The organism is Streptomyces sp. SAS_272, from assembly GCF_052543235.1.
Genome location: NZ_JBMNDR010000050.1, coordinates 38,131 through 53,831 on the forward strand (window position 1 = coordinate 38,131; position 15,701 = coordinate 53,831).

The window sequence follows — 15,701 nt, forward strand, 5'->3', positions numbered from 1 at the left end:
CAGGCCGCCGAACACTGCAGTGGGCGCCTGCCGTCGCAGGCGCCCACCGGTGGATGAAACACGGACCGGTACCCGCAAGAACGGTGAAGAAACCAGGTGAATCCACCGCGTGTTCTTCGATTCACCGGGCACGAGGACCAACGGAGGTTGATAACTATGGTTCCCCTGCTTCTCGTTCTTCTGCTGGCCCTGGTCCTCTTCGGTGCGGGATTCGCCCTGAAGGCACTCTGGTGGATCGCCGTCATCGTGCTGGCGGTCTGGCTGCTCGGCTTCGTCATGCGCAGCGCGGACACCGGCGGCCGCAAGGGCCGCTGGTATCGCTGGTAACCCGTCAACAGCCGCTCTGTGGGCCCCGGGAACAATCTCGGGGCCCACAGGCATGTCCCCCGACCCGAGGACGTCGGGGCGGAGGCCGGTCGTCGTGGGCGGCGGCACGCGTACGACGGCGACTGACCTGGTTCACACTGCGTAGCGGCCGGCGACAGCGGCGGCACGCTCACGCAGGAAGTCGCGCAACGAGTGCGGGGCCAGGGCCTCCGCGTCCGTGGCGAGCTGCCACAGCGCCCATTCGGCGTGCCTCGAATCCTGGAAGGTCGCCTCCAGCCGCAACCAGCCGTCGGCGTCCGTCACTTCGGCGGCGACAGCCAACGCGGTGCCCACCAGCTCCTCCCTCCGCGTCGGGCTCACCCGTACCAGCACGGTGACTTGCTCGCCGCCGGTGCGAAACCGTGTGCTGCGTTCCTGCCAGACGCGGTCCAGGTCGACCCGATCGGGCCGTTGCGCCGGTTCGGCGAGTTCCTCGGCGGCCAGGACCCGGGACAGCCGGTAGGTGCGCTCCGTACCGGATCGGTCGGCCAGCAGATAGCCCTGGTTGCGCACGGTGACCAGGCCGATCGGGTCCACCGTGCGCCACTTCGGGCTCTGGTCGACGGCCGCATAGTGGATGCGCAGCCTGTGTCCGGCGAACACCGCGCGCCGGACCTCGGCGACCACGGTGTCGGGCGCCTCCTCGGCGACCAGCCGACGCGAGAGGAGGTCGGTCTGCGGATCGACGAGCACACGCTGAGCCGCCCCGGCCGCGATGGCCCGATGACTTTCGGGCAACGCGTCAACCACCTTGCGCATGGCCGAAGCCAGCGCCGAGCCCAGGCCGAACGCCTGGGCGCCGGGGCGTGACCCGGCGATCAGCAGGGCAAGCGCCTCGTCATGGTTCAGTCCGGTGAGCTCGGTCCGAAGGCCGGGCAGCAGCGTGAAACCGCCGTGCCGACCGCGCTCGGCGTAGACCGGAACGCCGGCTGCGGACAGCGCCTCGATGTCGCGCAGCACGGTGCGAGTGGACACCTCCAGCTCACGGGCGAGCGTGGTCGCGGACAGTCGACCGTGCTGCCGTAGAAGCAGCACCAGCGATACCAAACGGTCGGCGCGCATACGGAAACGCTACCGGAATACGTGACACACGATGTCGTGTATTCGTCGGCAGGCTTACCGGCATGACACAGATCCATCGCCCGCAAGAGGCGATCCGCACAGCCCCCGTCCTGGTCGATCCGGAAGGACTGCACGACCCGATCCCGTTCGGGTACAGCCACACTGTCACTGTCCCGGCGGAGACCGAACTGGTGCTGGTGTCCGGTCAGTACGGGTCGGGCCCGGACGGCACGGTCGTCTCGGCCGACTTCACCGAGCAGGTGCAGCGGACGTTCCACAACATCGGCGTGGCTCTTGCCGCCCATGGGCTCGACCTCAGCCACGTCGTCCAGCTCAGGACGTACGTGGTGAACCATGATGTCAGCAAGCTGGGGCCGATCACCGCGGCCGTACGGGCGGGTTGGGGTACGAAACCGCCCACACAGACCCTCATCGGTGTCGCGAGCCTGGCTGCACCCGACGTCCTGTTCGAAGTGGAAGCACTGGCCGTCCGACCCTGACCGGGCGCCCGGCATCGGGCCGACCCGACATCGAAGCGCCTGTGCGGTGGTCCTGACGCATCGGTGCGGTCACAGCGCCAGGTCGTGTCCGCGAAGTCCCGCCCGGCCGCTATGGGCAGGCGACGTCACTCCGCGGACACGACCTGGCGCAGGAAGCCGCGAGCGCGACGGCCCGGACCTTGTCGGGCCCCTACTTCGGATCGCGGTTGAACTGCGCCGTCGACCAGCGGTAGCCGAGCACGGTCAGGCCGACGCACCAGGCGATCGCGATCCACCCGTTGTTGCCGATCTCGGTGCCGAGCAGCAGGCCGCGCAGGGTTTCGATGGCCGGGGTGAACGGCTGGTACTCGGCGATCGGCCGGAACCAGCCGGGCATCGTGTCGGCCGGGATGAAGGCGCTGGAGATGAGGGGCAGGAGGATCAGCGGCATGGCGCTGTTGCTGGCCGCCTCGGGGTTCGGGCTGGCCATGCCCAGCCCCACCGCGATCCAGGTGAGCGCCAGGGCGAACAGCGCGAGCAGCCCGAACGCCGCGAGCCACTCCAGGACGGTGGCGTCCGTGGACCGGAAGCCGATGGCCACGCCGACGGCTCCGACGAGGATCACACTGGCGAGGCACTGCAGCACGCTGCCGACGACGTGCCCGACGATCACGGAGCCGCGATAGACCGACATGGTGCGGAAGCGGGCGATGAGGCCCTCGGTCATGTCCATGGAAATGTAGACAGCGGCCCCGATCACGGTGCTGCCGATGGTCATCATCAGAATGCCCGGGACGATGTAGGCGATGTAGTCGGAGCGATCCGCGCCCCCTCCGCCGATGCCCGCGCTCATCACGTCGCCGAAGATGTACACGAAGAGCAGCAACATCATGATCGGCGTGAGCAACAGGTTCAGGGTTGCGGAGGGGTACCGCCACGCGTGCAGCAGATTCCTGCGCAGCATCGTGGTGGAGTCGCGGACTGCGAGGGTGAGGGCGCTCATCGGACGGTCTCCTCGGACTGGGTGGGCCGGCTGGACCGGCTCGGCTGGGCGGGCGCCTCGGCGGGGCTGGTGAGAGCGAAGAACACGTCGTCGAGGTCGGGGGTGTGCACGGTCAGCTCGTCGGCCTCGATGCCGGCCGAGTCGAGCCGGTCGAGGATGGCGCGCAGTGCGCGCTGGCTGCCGTCGCTGGGGATCCGCAGCGCCAGTGCCTCGTCGTCGCGAGTGACGTCGGACAGTGCCGCGGCGGCGGACCGGTAGGCGGCCGGTTCGGTGAAGCGGAGCCGGACGTGACCGCCGGGGATCATGCGCTTCAGTTCGTCGGCGGTGCCTTCGGCGGCGATCCTCGCGTTGTGCAGCACGGCGATGCGGTCGGCGAGCTCGTCGGCCTCCTCCAGGTACTGGGTGGTGAGGAAGACGGTGACGCCGTCGGTGACGAGTTCGCGGATGATCTGCCACATGGTGTGGCGCGAACGCGGGTCGAGGCCGGTGGTCGGTTCGTCGAGGAAGATGATCCGCGGGTTCCCGACCAGGGTCATGGCGATGTCGAGCCGGCGTTTCATGCCGCCCGAGTAGGTGGAGGCGGGCTTCTTCGCCGCCTCGGTCAGGTCGAAGCGCTCGAGCAGTTCGGCGGCCACCCGCCGCCCCTCGCGCCTGGACAGGTGGTGCAGGTCGGCCATGAGGAGCATGTTCTCCTCGCCGGTGATCAGGCCGTCGACCGCGGAGAACTGCCCGGTGACACCGATCGCCGCGCGGACCCCGTCCGGCGACCCGGCGACGTCGTGGCCGGCGACCTGTGCCTGCCCGCCGTCGGCGGTGACGAGGGTGGAGAGGATCTTGACGGCCGTGGTCTTGCCGGCGCCGTTCGGTCCGAGCAGTGCGAACACCGAGCCGGCCGGGATGCGCAGATCGATTCCGTCGAGGACGACCTTGTCGCCGTAGGACTTGCGCAACCCTGCGGCAGAGACGGCGACCGTGGGTGCGTGACCGTCGCTCTGGCTGGATGTGGACATGACAGACGTAGGCATGTGGCCCTCCCGGGCGCAGGATGAAGTGGGCGGGGAAGTCGGTGAGTTGACGAAGGGAGCAGCAGGGAGACGGAGGGCCTCAGACCTTGGCGCGGAGGACGTCGATGTTGCCCCAGTTGGTCCGTGCGTGAACCTTGACGACGTCCGCGGCCTGCTCCGGGGGCTCGGACGCGGCAAGCGCGTTGCGCACCTGTCCGCGGTTCGAGCTGACGTCGAGCCAGGCGGCCGCCCCTTCGCGGATGCCGACCTCGATCGAGCCGTTGGAAGTCTCCAACCGGACGCTGCCGCAGCTGACTTCGGCGACGCGGAGGAGTCCGTTGGTGGTGGTGCCGGTGACCGACGAATCGGCCCGCCGGATGTCGATGGCGCCATTGGCACCGTTCACCTGCAGCTCGCCGGTCACGGCGCCGACGGTCAGGGTGCCGTGCGAGTTCTTCAGGGCGGCGGGGCCGTCGACGAGGCCGACGCGTACGTCTCCGGTGCTGCTGGTGATGTCGGCCCTGCCTTCGACCCGGTCGACGATGGTCGAACCGTGCGACGCCTTCAGGTGCAGCGGGCCGGTGGTGTCGAGGCGGACGTCGCCGGCCGAGGTCTTCACGCGCACCTCGCCCAGCCGGCCCTCGCTGAGCACCCTGACCCCGGCGCCGTTCACGTCGATGCCGGAGCCTGTGGGCAGTTCCACCGTCACGTCGACGGTGCCGCCACGTCCCAGCAGATTGGCCTTGGGGGTGGTGACGGTCAGGGAGCCGCCCGCGCAGCCGACCTCGGTCTGTTCGGCCGTGCGTACGTCCAGGTCCTTCTTCGGGTCGCGGGGCCGCACCTCGACGACGGTGTCGAGGCGGTCGCCCGCGCTGAACTGGATGGAACCGGAGTACACGTAGGCGGTCACCGAAATCGGTTCGGGAGTGTCGAAAGAAGGCATGGCTGTCCCGTCCTCTTGGGTCCTCGGACTGTCCCCGCCGCTGGAACGGGGCGCGAGTGAAGTGATGCGGGTGAAGTGATGCGGGTGAAGTGATGTGGGTGAAGCGGTAAGGCTGAGGCGGCACGGGTGGGGACGCGGTCAGCGCACCCAGCCCGTGAAGCTCTGGCCGACGGTCTGGGTCTTCTCCGGTGTACGCGAGCGAACGCCCCCGTCGAGCGCGACCGACACGGTGCGCACCAGCCATGCGTTGACCGACAGACCGTCGCGGGCCGCGGCCTCTTCGGCACGGGCCTTGAGGTGGGCCGGCAGGCGCAGGTTGACGCGGGCCGTGCCTCCCTCGTCGAGGTCGGCCGGCGCCGGAGCGCCGAGCGGCTCTGCGGCCACGGCCGGCTCCGCGGCAGCGCCGCCATAGGTGGGCGGCGGCGTGACCACGAAGTCGGGGTCGAGCCCGCGCAGCCGTACGTCGACCGAACCCGGGGCGAGGTCGCGGGTGATCTCGTCCATCGCGGCGGAGAGCACGTTGAGCATCGTCAGCCGGGTCGCGGACTCCAAAGGTGCGGTGAGCCTCTCGGCCAGCTCGCGGGCTTCGTCGCCACCGGCTTCGGCGGCCACCGCCAGTTCACGACGGAGGGAGTCGACGTACGGGGTGAGGTCCATGACGCCATGATGGCACCATCATGGCGTCATACGCAAGCGACGGAGTGACACTTCACTGGTCGTTGACGAACACGAGGCCGATGACCTGCATAAACCTGCCGACATCACGCCTGGGCCACGATGGCGCCACAAGCATCCGAACACCTTCGGCGGCACCTCCTGGCACCTCGTGGCACCTCGTGGCACCTCGTGGCGCATGATGGCGCCACATGCCGCCCACCCAGACCACCGCCCCAGCACTGCCATGCCGATGCGACGCCGTACGCCGGACGGGTCAACGCCGGCAGGCCTTCGTCATCAGCTCTTCGTCATCAGCTCTTCGCGAGGAGATCCTTCAGCGCGATGTTCAGTTCCAGGACGTTCACCCGAGGCTCGCCGATGAAGCCCAGGGTGCGGCCTTCGGTGTGCTCGTCGACCAGTTTCTGAACCTGGCCGACGGACAGGCCGTTCTTCTCGGCGATCCGGTGGACCTGGATGTCCGCGTACTGCGGGGAGATGTCCGGGTCCAGGCCGGAGCCGGAGGAGGTGACCGCGTCGGCGGGAACGTCGGAGGGGCTGACCCTGTAGTCGGCCGTCGAGTCGTCCTTGACGACGGCCGCCTTGGCCGCGGTGACCCAGGCGATGAGGTCCTTGCTGTCGGCGGACCGGTTGGTGGCACCGGACAGGATCAGCCGGTACCGGGTGTTGACGCTGTTGGCGCCCAGGCCGTTCTGCGGGCGGCCCTGGAACCATTTCAGATCGGGCTCCGGGGTCGTCCGGCCCTTCTTCGACGGCAGGTCGTACGCCTGGCCGATGAGCGAGGAGCCGACGACCTTGCCGTCAGCCCTGATCTCGGATCCGTTCGCCTGGTTCGCGAACAGTCCCTGGGCGACGCCGGTGACGGCCAGCGGGTAGAGGACGCCCGTCACCAGGGTCAGCGCGAGGAGGGCTCGCAGGCCCGCCCCGAGCAACCGAAGGGTGTTGGTCACGGAGTTGTTCATGCCTTCAGCACGCTTTCAGGAAGTTACAGCCCGGGGATGAGGGAGAGGAGCACGTCGATGATCTTGATGCCGACGAAGGGCGCGATCAGGCCGCCGAGTCCGTAGACCGTCAGGTTGCGCCGGAGCATCCTGTCCGCGCTCACCGGCCGGTACCGCACGCCCCTGAGCGACAGCGGAACCAGGGCGATGATGATCAGTGCGTTGAAGATGACCGCGGACAGGATCGCGGAGTCCGGTGAGGACAGGCCCATGATGTTGAGCCTGTCCAGGCCGGGGTAGACGGCCGCGAACAGCGCCGGGATGATCGCGAAGTACTTCGCGACGTCGTTGGCGATGGAGAACGTGGTGAGCGCGCCCCGGGTGATGAGGAGTTGCTTGCCGATCTCGACGATCTCGATGAGCTTGGTCGGGTTGGAGTCGAGGTCGACCATGTTGCCGGCCTCCTTCGCGGCCGACGTGCCCGTGTTCATCGCGACGCCGACGTCGGCCTGGGCGAGGGCGGGAGCGTCGTTGGTGCCGTCGCCGGTCATCGCGACCAGCTTGCCGCCCGCCTGCTCGCGCTTGATGAGCGCCATCTTGTCCTCGGGGGTGGCCTCCGCGAGGAAGTCGTCGACACCCGCCTCCTCGGCGATCGCCTGGGCGGTCAACGCGTTGTCGCCGGTGATCATGACCGTCCTGATGCCCATGCGGCGCAGTTCGTCGAAGCGTTCCCGCATGCCGTCCTTGACGACGTCCTTGAGGTGGATGACCCCCAACACCCGCGCGCCTTCCGCGTCGTCGACGGCCACGAGCAGCGGCGTGCCGCCCGTCCGGGAGATCCGGTCGGTGAGCGCGGCTGCGTCCGAGGACACTTCACCGCCCTGCTCGCGGACCCAGGCGACGACGGAACCGGCCGCGCCCTTGCGGATCCTGCGCCCGTCCACGTCGACGCCCGACATCCGGGTCTGGGCGGTGAAGGCGATCCACTCGGCGCCGGTGAGTCGGCCCCGGTCTCGCTCGCGCAGTGCGTACCTCTCCTTCGCGAGGACGACGATCGAGCGGCCCTCGGGCGTCTCGTCCGCCAGGGACGACAGCTGGGCCGCGTCGGCGAGTTCGGCTTCGGTGGTGCCGCTCACGGGCGCGAACCCCGATGCCTGCCGGTTGCCGAGCGTGATGGTGCCGGTCTTGTCGAGCAGCAGGGTCGACACGTCACCGGCGGCCTCGACGGCCCGCCCGGACATGGCCAGCACGTTCCGCTGCACCAGACGGTCCATGCCGGCGATGCCGATCGCCGACAGCAGCGCGCCGATCGTGGTGGGGATGAGGCAGACCAGCAACGCCACCAGCACCACCGTCGTGAGGTGGGTGCCTGCGTAGTCGGCGAACGGCGGCAGAGTGGCGACGGCGAGCAGGAAGACGATCGTGAGCGAGGCGAGCAGGATGTTCAGCGCGATCTCGTTCGGCGTCTTCTGCCGTGAAGCGCCCTCGACCAGGTTGATCATGCGGTCGATGAAGGTCTCGCCGGGTTTCGTCGTGATCCTGACGACGATGCGGTCGGAGAGGACCTTCGTGCCGCCGGTGACGGCGGAGCGGTCGCCGCCGGATTCCCGGATGACGGGCGCGGATTCGCCGGTGATCGCCGACTCGTCGACGCTCGCGACGCCCTCGACGACGTCACCGTCGCCCGGGATGATGTCCCCGGCCTCGCACACCACCAGATCGCCGATGCGCAGCCCGGTGCCCGGCACCTGCTCCTCCCGGTCCCCCGCGAGACGCCGGGCCACCGTGTCGGTCCGGGCCTTGCGCAGAGTGTCGGCCTGCGCCTTGCCGCGGCCCTCGGCGACCGCCTCCGCCAGGTTGGCGAAGACGACGGTCAGCCACAGCCAGGCGCTGATCGTCCAGCCGAACCAGTCACCCGGGTCCTTGAAGGAGAAGAGGGTCGTGAGCAGGGAGCCGATCCACACCACGAACATCACGGGCGACTTGACCATCACCCGCGGGTCGAGCTTGCGGCAGGCGTCCGGCAGCGACTTGAGCAGTTGTCCGGGATCGAAGAGACCCGCTCCGACACGTCCCTCGGCGGGCTTGTGCCCGGTGGGTACGTCGCTGTGCGGCGCCCGGGCCGGGGATGCTGTGGACATCGAGTCCTCTTGCTTCTCTGTACGGGTCGTCATGACGCCAGCCCCTCGGCCAGCGGGCCCAGCGCGAGCGCCGGGAAGTAGGTCAGACCGGTGATGATCAGGATCGCGCCGACCAACAGACCGGTGAACAGCGGCTTCTCGGTGCGCAGGGTGCCCGCGGTGACCGGCACCGGCTTCTGCTCGGCGAGCGAGCCGGCCAGTGCCAGCACGAACACGATCGGCAGGAACCGGCCCAGCACCATGGCCAGTCCCAGCGTGGTGTTGAACCACTGGGTGTCCGCGTTCAGCCCGGCGAAGGCCGAACCGTTGTTGTTCGCGGCCGAGGTGTAGGCGTACAGGATCTCGGAGAATCCGTGCGCGCCCGAGTTGGTCATGGAGTGGACCGGGGTGGGCAGGGCCATCGAGGCGGCGGTGAGCACGAGCACCAGCGCCGGCGTGATCAGGATGTAGCAGGCGGCGAACTTGATCTCACGGGTGCCGATCTTCTTGCCCAGGTACTCGGGCGTGCGGCCGACCATGAGTCCGGCGATGAACACCGCGATGACCGCCATGATCAGCATGCCGTAGAGGCCGGAGCCGGTGCCGCCGGGCGCGATCTCGCCCAGCTGCATGCCCAGCATGGCGATCCCGCCGCCCAGACCGGTGAAGGAGGAGTGGAAGGAGTCCACCGCGCCGGTCGAGGTGAGCGTCGTCGACACGGCGAAGATCGACGAGGCGCCGACGCCGATGCGGGTCTCCTTGCCCTCCATGGCTCCCCCGGCGATCTGCAGAGCCGGGCCGTGGTGGGCGAACTCGGTCCACATCATCAGCGCGATGAAGCCGACCCAGACGGTCCCCATGGTGGCGAGGATCGCGTAGCCCTGCTTGAGGGAGCCGACCATGATGCCGAAGGTGCGGGTCAGCGCGAACGGGATGACGAGCAGCAGGAAGATCTCGAAGAGGTTCGTGAAGGGGGTGGGGTTCTCGAAGGGGTGGGCGCTGTTGGCGTTGAAGTAGCCGCCGCCGTTGGTGCCGATCTCCTTGATGGCCTCCTGGGAGGCGACGGCCCCGCCGTTCCACTGCTGCGAGCCGCCCATGAACCGGCCGACTTCGTGGACGCCGGAGAAGTTCTGGATGGCACCGCAGGCCACCAGGACGATCGCGGCGACGACCGAGAGCGGCAGCAGGATGCGGAGGGTCCCGCGGACCAGGTCCGACCAGAAGTTGCCCAGCTCACCGGTACGGGAGCGAGCGAATCCCCGTACCAGTGCCACCGCCACCGCGATGCCGACGGCGGCGGACACGAAGTTCTGCACGGCGAGCCCGGCCGTCTGCACGACGTGGCCCATGGCCTGCTCGCCGTAGTACGACTGCCAGTTGGTGTTGGTGACGAAGGACGCGGCGGTGTTGAACGCCTGGTCCGGGTCGATCGCCCGGAAGCCGAGCGAGCCCGGCAGGTGGCCCTGGAGCCGCTGGAGCACGTACAGGAAGAGGACCGAGACGGCCGAGAAGGCGAGGACGCCGCGCAGGTACGCGGGCCAGCGCATCTCGGTGTCCGGGTCGGCGCCGATGCCCTTGTAGATCCACTTCTCGACGCGCCGGTGCCTGTCGGAGGAGTAGACCTTGGCCATGTAGGCGCCGAGGGGAACGTAGGCGAGCGCCAGCGCCGCTATGAGCGCGAGCAGCTGGAGCAGGCCGGCGAGGACGGGACCCATGCCGCTCAGAACCTCTCCGGGAAGATCAGGGCGAGGACGAGATATCCCAGCAGGGCGACGGCCACGACCAGGCCGACGATGTTCTCGGCGGTCACAGCTTGGTCACCCCCTTGGCGACGAGGACCACCAGCGCGAACACCGCGATCGTGGTGACGACGAAGGCCAGATCGGCCATCGCGAACTCCTAGGACTGAGGAAAGGGGGTCTGAAGAGAAGCGGACACTCAGAGGAAACCCGCCCCTGGCCGGAATCGGTCGGCCGTTGACGACTCCCTGACGGCGGGCGGCGCCCCCTTGACGGGACTCTTACGGCGGCTTCCCGGAGGCCGCCGCCGGCGGGTCGTCCCAGTCGCTCGGATCGCTCGGATCGCTCGAGTCGCTCGGGTCGTTCGCATTGCCCGGGTCGTCCGGGTCGTCCACGGCAGTGGACGGCCGCCACCAGCAGCGGGAGCGCGACCCCGGCCGGCCGGGCGTGGCCTCGCACCCGCTCGCCCACACGGCGATCGTCGCCTCGCCGACCACTGAGCGCCTGAGACAGCCGCCGCGTATGAGGGCGCTCACATGGCACGGCTGGTCTTAACGCAACCCTGACGCCGGTGTGTGATCTACCCCTCGGCCCTCACGTCACTCTCTGCATACGCTGGTAGCGCCGTCCGCGTGATGGCCGAAACCACACGCCGAACCGCACACCGGGAGCGCACGCCGATGGCCACCACCGAACACCCGCCGCCGAGCCGTCTGCGGACATGGATGCTCCAGGGCCTGTCCGACATGGGCAGGTCCGGCGGCCACACCGGCCCGCACGCCGCGCCCAGGGCTGCGCACAAGGGCCAGCCCTGGTACCGGGTGATGTGCCTGACCGGCGTCGACTACTTCTCCACCCTCGGCTACCAGCCCGGGATCGCCGCCCTCGCGGCCGGCCTGCTCTCCCCCGTCGCGACCATCGTGCTCGTCCTGGTCACCCTGGCCGGCGCACTCCCGGTCTACCGCCGGGTGGCGGAGGAGAGTCCGCACGGCGAGGGCTCGATCTCGATGCTCGAGCGGCTGCTGTCCTTCTGGCAGGGCAAGCTCTTCGTCCTGACCCTGCTGGGCTTCGCCGCCACTGATTTCCTGATCACCATCACCCTTTCGGCGGCCGACGCCTCGACACATCTCGTCGAGAACCCGCATCTGACCAGCACGCTGCACGACAAGCAACTGCTGATCACGCTGATCCTGGTCGCCCTGCTCGGCGCGGTGTTCCTCAAGGGCTTCCTGGAGGCGATCGGCGTCGCGGTCGCCCTGGTGGGCGTCTACCTCACGCTGAACGTCGTGGTCGTCGTCGTCGGCATGTGGCACGTCGCCACAGCGGGCCATGTGATCACCGACTGGTCCAGCGCGCTCACCGCCGAGCACGGCAACGTCTTCGCCATGGTCGGTGTGGCGCTGCTGGTCTTCCCCAAACTGGCTCTGGGCCTGTCCGGCTTCGAGACCGGCGTCGCGGTCATGCCCCATGTGAAGGGGGACGACGCCGACACCGAGGAACACCCCCGGGGGCGGATCCGCGACACCAAGAAGCTGCTGACGACCGCCGCGCTCATCATGAGCGTCTTCCTGATCGCCACCAGCTTCATCACCACCCTCCTCATCCCGGAGAAGGACTTCGAGTCCGGAGGCCCGGCCAACGGGCGCGCCCTCGCCTACCTCGCCCACGAGTACCTGGGCAACGCGTTCGGCACGGTCTACGACGTGTCGACGATCGCGATCCTGTGGTTCGCGGGCGCCTCGGCGATGGCCGGCCTGCTGAACCTGATGCCGCGCTACCTGCCCCGCTACGGCATGGCTCCGCACTGGGCACGGGCGGTCCGCCCGATGGTCATCGTCTTCACCCTCATCGGCTTCCTCGTCACGTGGATCTTCGACGCGGACGTCGACGCGCAGGGCGGGGCGTACGCGACCGGCGTGCTGGTGCTCATCAGCTCGGCGGCGATCGCCGTGACCATCGCCGCCCGCAAGGCGGGCCAGCGGGGCTGGACGATCGGCTTCGCCGTCATCTCGGCCGTGTTCCTCTACGTCACCGTCGCGAACGTCATCGAGCGCCCCGACGGCGTCAAGATCGGCGCCTGCTTCATCGCCGGCATCATCCTCGTCTCGCTGCTGTCCCGGCTGGCCCGAGCCTTCGAGCTCCGCGTCACCAGCGTCACCGTGGACGCGATGGCGGAACGTTTCATCCGGGACATGGCCAGCCGCAGGATACGGTTCATCGCCAACGAGCCCGACCAACGCGACAAGGCCGAGTACCGCGACAAGATCGAGCAGATCCGGGCCGACAACGACATGCCGGAACAGGAGGACTTCGTCTTCGTGGAGGTGACGGTGACCGACCCCTCCGAGTTCGAGTCGGGCCTGACGGTACGCGGCGAGGTCCTGCACAACCGCTACCGCGTACTGACGCTGGAGTCCTCCTCCATCTCCAACGCCCTCGCAGCCCTGCTCCTCCACGTCCGCGACCGGACGGGCTGCGTGCCGCACATCTACTTCGAGTGGACCGAGGGCGGCCCGTTCGCGAACTTCCTGCGGTTCTTCCTCTTCGGCCAGGGCGAGGTCGCCCCGGTCACCCGGGAGGTCCTGCGCGAGGCCGAGCCGGACCGCGCCCGCCGCCCCCGCGTCCACACCGGCTGAGCCCGCCGGCGACCGGCGCCACGGGACCGCTCACGGTCCCATGGCGGCGCGGTGGACCTGTCCCGGTCGCAGCGCTAGCGATTGACGCTTCGCATCCCTGCCTCGTCGTACCGCTGCCCTGCCGCCTCGGGCAGCTCCGCGTCGATGCGGGCCAGGTCGTCCTCGGTCAGCGCGATGGCGGTCGCGGCGGCGTTCTGCTCCAGGTAGGTGCGGCGCTTGGTGCCCGGGATCGGCACCAGGTCCTCGCCCTGTGCCAGCACCCAGGCGATGGCCAGCTGGGCCGGCGTCACCTCTTTCTCGGCGGCGATCTCCTTGACCTTCTCCGCCAGCCGCAGGTTCGCCTTCAGGTTGGCGTCCTGGAAGCGCGGGTTCTCGCGGCGCCAGTCGTTCGCGTCCAGCTCGTCCAGCGAGGCGAACCGCCCGGCGAGGAAGCCGCGGCCGAGCGGCGAGTACGGGACGAACCCGATGCCCAGCTCACGGCAGGCGGGCAGCACCTCGGCCTCCACGTCCCGTGACCACAGTGAGTACTCGCTCTGCACCGCGGTGACCGGATGCACGGCGTGGGCGCGCCGGATGGTCTCCGCGCTTGCCTCGCTCAGGCCGATGTACCGCACCTTGCCCTCGGCGACCAGCTCGGCCAGCGCTCCGACCGTCTCCTCGATGGGGACGTTCGGGTCGACGCGATGCTGGTAGTAGAGGTCGATGTGGTCGGTGCCCAGTCGCTGCAGGGAACCGTGGACCGAACTGCGGACATGCTCGGCCGAGCCGTCCTGCGGGCCGACCGTGCTGATGTCACCGGGTACCGCGTTGTCCATCCGGTAGTTGAACTTCGTCGCGACCACGTACTCCTCGCGATGCCCCCGGATCGCCTCGCCCACCAGTGACTCGTTGGTGAGCGGCCCGTACATCTGCGCGGTGTCGAGGAAGTTCACCCCGAGCTCCAGGCCGCGCCGGACGGTCGCGATCGCCTCCGCCTGATCGGTGGATCCGTAGAAGGCGGACATGCCCATGCACCCCAGGCCGACGGCCGATACCTGGAGGTCCCGCAGACTGCGCTTCTGCATGTCGTATCCCATGCCTTTCCCTGCAAACTCGTTCGTCGTTCGGGCGCCACGAGGCCCACGCCCTCGTCCATCCAGCGATGGATTCCGCCGCTCGGCATCCTGTGAGAGGCCGGGGTCGCATGGGTTTCGTGTGCCGCGGTGTCCGCGACGCTACGCCCTGGAGCGCACTCCAACGCAAGTCTTCACCCTGGGACACCGTCCGTGCCCGGCTGCGTGTCGCCACAAGGCGAATCCGTCGTCCGTTCACCCGCCATGCTTACCCGACCCATCGAATCTCGATAGATTTCCATCGCGATTCGATGGAAGGACGGTCCGTGGGAAAACTGACCCTAGGTGCGCTGCGCGCCGTTCTCGTGGTGACGCTCGCCGGCACCGTGTTCGTACAGGCATCGACGGTGTGGGCACTGGCCACCGACCCGGAGGACGGGTCGATCCCGCTGACTCCGCTGCGCGTGATCACGATCCTGGGCATGGCGGCGGCCCAGGTCGCCCTGGTCAGCGTGTGGCGGCTGGTGACGATGGTGCGCCGCGCAACCCTGTTCTCCCACGCCGCCTTCCGGTACGTGGACGCCGTGATCGGCGCGGTCGTGGCGGCTGCCCTGTTGTGGTTCGCGGTCACGGTCGTCCATGCACCGGGCCAGCGGGACGACCCGGGCGTCACCGCGGCCGCGCCAAAGCGGTGCGCTTCGCGACGCTCGCCGCGCTCTGCGAGGCGCTCACGTGCCGGCCGGGCGATCTGCTGCGCCGGGAGGCGGAGGACGCCGCGAGCGGATGACGGCCACCGGGGCGACCCCGAGGAATTCCTCCGGTTGCATTCCAACTCAGCCAATTGCAGCGCCAGTTGTGACCGAAAATGCCAGTGAAACCGGCACAACCATCCGTAGGCCACGCCCGTCACATAAGGCAGGAGTAATGAACTCCTAAGCACACAAGGGGGAAATATGCGCTTCACTCACTCCATGCTGGGTGCCGCGGCTCTGGCGGCTCTGTCGCTGGGGGCCACGACCGCTCTCGCGGCGCCCGCCTCCGCCGCACCCAACACCACACCGCAGAAGGTCTGCGGAAGCGGCTACAAGACCGTGAACTCCGCGCCCGTCGGCTCGCTGGGCACCGTCTACCTGGCCTACAACGCCTCCAACGGCAACAACTGCGTCGTCACCATCCGCAACAACCCCGGCACGGCGGTGGACATGTCCGCCTGGATCTACGTCCCCGACACCAACGAGGGCGACAACGACAACGGGTACTACACGTCCTACGCGGGCCCCTCCTACGTCATCGGCAAGGGGCACTGCGTCGACTGGGGCGGCGGCATCGCCAACACCTACGTACAGGTGACCGGCTCCAACTGCGCCTCGCTCACCGAGCACCGGACCACCCACACCCGCTGACGCGTCCGCCCACCACACCGGGCGGTCCGCCGGCCCCCGCCTCACGACCACCGACCGCAAGGCCGGCGAGGCGGGAGCCGGCCGGAGGGCACGGTGGGGCACGACACGCAGTGGTCCCGAACGGTCCGGGCGACGGCCGGTAAAGGCCCGCTCGACCGACTTCCGACGTGCTCCGGACAGCCGACGCCGCCACTGTGCCGCGACGCCGCCACTGCGCAGCCCCGTCACGGTCGGTCGGCCCGTGGGCAAGGGGGCAGGTCGGCTGTGATCGATCTGCC

General features: G+C 69.1%; 14 protein-coding genes and 2 pseudogenes. 6 read left to right on the top strand and 10 right to left on the bottom strand.

Features of this window, described 5'->3' with window-relative positions; genetic code table 11:
• Positions 1-156 precede the first annotated feature (156 nt).
• Positions 157-327 carry a hypothetical protein gene (locus tag ACN6LD_RS25895; RefSeq protein WP_057577173.1) on the top strand — a complete coding sequence of 57 codons (171 nt, stop codon included), beginning with the start codon at positions 157-159 and terminating at the stop codon, positions 325-327.
• A 132-nt stretch (positions 328-459) separates the two neighbouring features.
• Here the strand turns inward: ACN6LD_RS25895 and ACN6LD_RS25900 are convergent, their stop codons facing one another.
• Positions 460-1,428 carry a helix-turn-helix transcriptional regulator gene (locus ACN6LD_RS25900; protein ID WP_445044416.1) on the bottom strand — a complete coding sequence of 323 codons (969 nt, stop codon included), beginning with the start codon at positions 1,426-1,428 and terminating at the stop codon, positions 460-462.
• A gap of 62 nt (positions 1,429-1,490) precedes the next feature.
• Here ACN6LD_RS25900 and ACN6LD_RS25905 point away from each other — a divergent pair, with 62 nt between their 5' ends.
• Positions 1,491-1,928, top strand: a complete 438-nt coding sequence (locus ACN6LD_RS25905) for a RidA family protein (protein WP_445044417.1) — start codon at positions 1,491-1,493, stop codon at positions 1,926-1,928.
• 190 nt (positions 1,929-2,118) lie between these two features.
• Here the strand turns inward: ACN6LD_RS25905 and ACN6LD_RS25910 are convergent, their stop codons facing one another.
• From ACN6LD_RS25910 to kdpF, 8 genes are all read right to left on the bottom strand, one after another.
• Positions 2,119-2,910 (bottom strand): ABC transporter permease, encoded by a 792-nt coding sequence (locus tag ACN6LD_RS25910; protein WP_445044418.1) that lies wholly within the window; start codon positions 2,908-2,910, stop codon positions 2,119-2,121.
• Positions 2,907-3,935: an ATP-binding cassette domain-containing protein gene (locus tag ACN6LD_RS25915; protein WP_319190472.1), complete on the bottom strand. Its 1,029-nt coding sequence runs from the start codon at positions 3,933-3,935 to the stop codon at positions 2,907-2,909. Before ACN6LD_RS25915 ends, ACN6LD_RS25910 begins: the two co-directional genes overlap by 4 nt.
• 79 nt (positions 3,936-4,014) lie before the next feature.
• The gene (locus ACN6LD_RS25920) at positions 4,015-4,857 is read right to left on the bottom strand and encodes a DUF4097 family beta strand repeat-containing protein (protein ID WP_445044419.1); all 843 of its coding nucleotides are present in this window, start codon (positions 4,855-4,857) and stop codon (positions 4,015-4,017) included.
• 138 nt (positions 4,858-4,995) lie between these two features.
• Positions 4,996-5,514 carry a toxin-antitoxin system HicB family antitoxin gene (locus tag ACN6LD_RS25925; protein WP_319190468.1) on the bottom strand — a complete coding sequence of 173 codons (519 nt, stop codon included), beginning with the start codon at positions 5,512-5,514 and terminating at the stop codon, positions 4,996-4,998.
• A 311-nt stretch (positions 5,515-5,825) separates the two neighbouring features.
• Positions 5,826-6,494 carry a potassium-transporting ATPase subunit C gene (locus ACN6LD_RS25930; protein ID WP_319190466.1) on the bottom strand — a complete coding sequence of 223 codons (669 nt, stop codon included), beginning with the start codon at positions 6,492-6,494 and terminating at the stop codon, positions 5,826-5,828.
• Between the two features lie 23 nt (positions 6,495-6,517).
• Positions 6,518-8,647: a potassium-transporting ATPase subunit KdpB gene (kdpB, locus tag ACN6LD_RS25935; protein ID WP_445044420.1), complete on the bottom strand. Its 2,130-nt coding sequence runs from the start codon at positions 8,645-8,647 to the stop codon at positions 6,518-6,520.
• Positions 8,644-10,308 carry a potassium-transporting ATPase subunit KdpA gene (gene kdpA / locus ACN6LD_RS25940; protein WP_445044421.1) on the bottom strand — a complete coding sequence of 555 codons (1,665 nt, stop codon included), beginning with the start codon at positions 10,306-10,308 and terminating at the stop codon, positions 8,644-8,646. The genes kdpB and kdpA overlap by 4 nt, the downstream gene beginning before the upstream one ends.
• A gap of 5 nt (positions 10,309-10,313) precedes the next feature.
• On the bottom strand, positions 10,314-10,403 hold the full coding sequence (gene kdpF, locus ACN6LD_RS25945) for a K(+)-transporting ATPase subunit F (protein WP_016434100.1): 90 nt from the start codon (positions 10,401-10,403) through the stop codon (positions 10,314-10,316).
• A 609-nt stretch (positions 10,404-11,012) separates the two neighbouring features.
• Here kdpF and ACN6LD_RS25950 point away from each other — a divergent pair.
• Entirely contained in the window at positions 11,013-12,968 is a 1,956-nt protein-coding gene (locus ACN6LD_RS25950) for an amino acid transporter (protein WP_445044422.1), read from the top strand.
• Positions 12,969-13,042: 74 nt separating this feature from the next.
• Here ACN6LD_RS25950 and ACN6LD_RS25955 read toward each other — a convergent pair whose 3' ends face one another.
• On the bottom strand, positions 13,043-14,032 hold the full coding sequence (locus tag ACN6LD_RS25955; RefSeq protein WP_319192862.1) for an aldo/keto reductase: 990 nt from the start codon (positions 14,030-14,032) through the stop codon (positions 13,043-13,045).
• 314 nt (positions 14,033-14,346) lie between these two features.
• Between ACN6LD_RS25955 and ACN6LD_RS25960 the strand changes: the two are divergent.
• The 3 genes and pseudogenes from ACN6LD_RS25960 to ACN6LD_RS25970 all read left to right on the top strand — a co-directional run.
• Positions 14,347-14,694 (top strand): annotated as a pseudogene (locus ACN6LD_RS25960) (DUF2975 domain-containing protein); the annotation flags it as partial.
• Positions 14,694-14,807: pseudogene (locus tag ACN6LD_RS25965) on the top strand (helix-turn-helix domain-containing protein); the annotation flags it as partial. The pseudogenes ACN6LD_RS25960 and ACN6LD_RS25965, both read left to right, overlap by 1 nt.
• A 166-nt stretch (positions 14,808-14,973) precedes the next feature.
• A complete protein-coding gene (locus tag ACN6LD_RS25970; protein WP_319192836.1) occupies positions 14,974-15,423 on the top strand; it encodes a spore-associated protein in 450 nt (149 codons plus the stop codon).
• Positions 15,424-15,701 lie beyond the last annotated feature (278 nt).

Excerpts from the sequence above, each read along its gene's own strand:
- ACN6LD_RS25895 (WP_057577173.1), top strand. The coding sequence starts at position 157 with ATGGTTCCCCTGCTTCTCGTTCTTCTGCTGGCCCTGGTCCTCTTCGGT.
- ACN6LD_RS25900 (WP_445044416.1), bottom strand. The coding sequence starts at position 1,428 with ATGCGCGCCGACCGTTTGGTATCGCTGGTGCTGCTTCTACGGCAGCAC.
- ACN6LD_RS25905 (WP_445044417.1), top strand. The coding sequence starts at position 1,491 with ATGACACAGATCCATCGCCCGCAAGAGGCGATCCGCACAGCCCCCGTC.
- ACN6LD_RS25910 (WP_445044418.1), bottom strand. The coding sequence starts at position 2,910 with ATGAGCGCCCTCACCCTCGCAGTCCGCGACTCCACCACGATGCTGCGC.
- ACN6LD_RS25915 (WP_319190472.1), bottom strand. The coding sequence starts at position 3,935 with ATGCCTACGTCTGTCATGTCCACATCCAGCCAGAGCGACGGTCACGCA.
- ACN6LD_RS25920 (WP_445044419.1), bottom strand. The coding sequence starts at position 4,857 with ATGCCTTCTTTCGACACTCCCGAACCGATTTCGGTGACCGCCTACGTG.
- ACN6LD_RS25925 (WP_319190468.1), bottom strand. The coding sequence starts at position 5,514 with ATGGACCTCACCCCGTACGTCGACTCCCTCCGTCGTGAACTGGCGGTG.
- ACN6LD_RS25930 (WP_319190466.1), bottom strand. The coding sequence starts at position 6,494 with ATGAACAACTCCGTGACCAACACCCTTCGGTTGCTCGGGGCGGGCCTG.
- kdpB (WP_445044420.1), bottom strand. The coding sequence starts at position 8,647 with ATGACGACCCGTACAGAGAAGCAAGAGGACTCGATGTCCACAGCATCC.
- kdpA (WP_445044421.1), bottom strand. The coding sequence starts at position 10,308 with ATGGGTCCCGTCCTCGCCGGCCTGCTCCAGCTGCTCGCGCTCATAGCG.
- ACN6LD_RS25950 (WP_445044422.1), top strand. The coding sequence starts at position 11,013 with ATGGCCACCACCGAACACCCGCCGCCGAGCCGTCTGCGGACATGGATG.
- ACN6LD_RS25955 (WP_319192862.1), bottom strand. The coding sequence starts at position 14,032 with ATGCAGAAGCGCAGTCTGCGGGACCTCCAGGTATCGGCCGTCGGCCTG.
- ACN6LD_RS25970 (WP_319192836.1), top strand. The coding sequence starts at position 14,974 with ATGCGCTTCACTCACTCCATGCTGGGTGCCGCGGCTCTGGCGGCTCTG.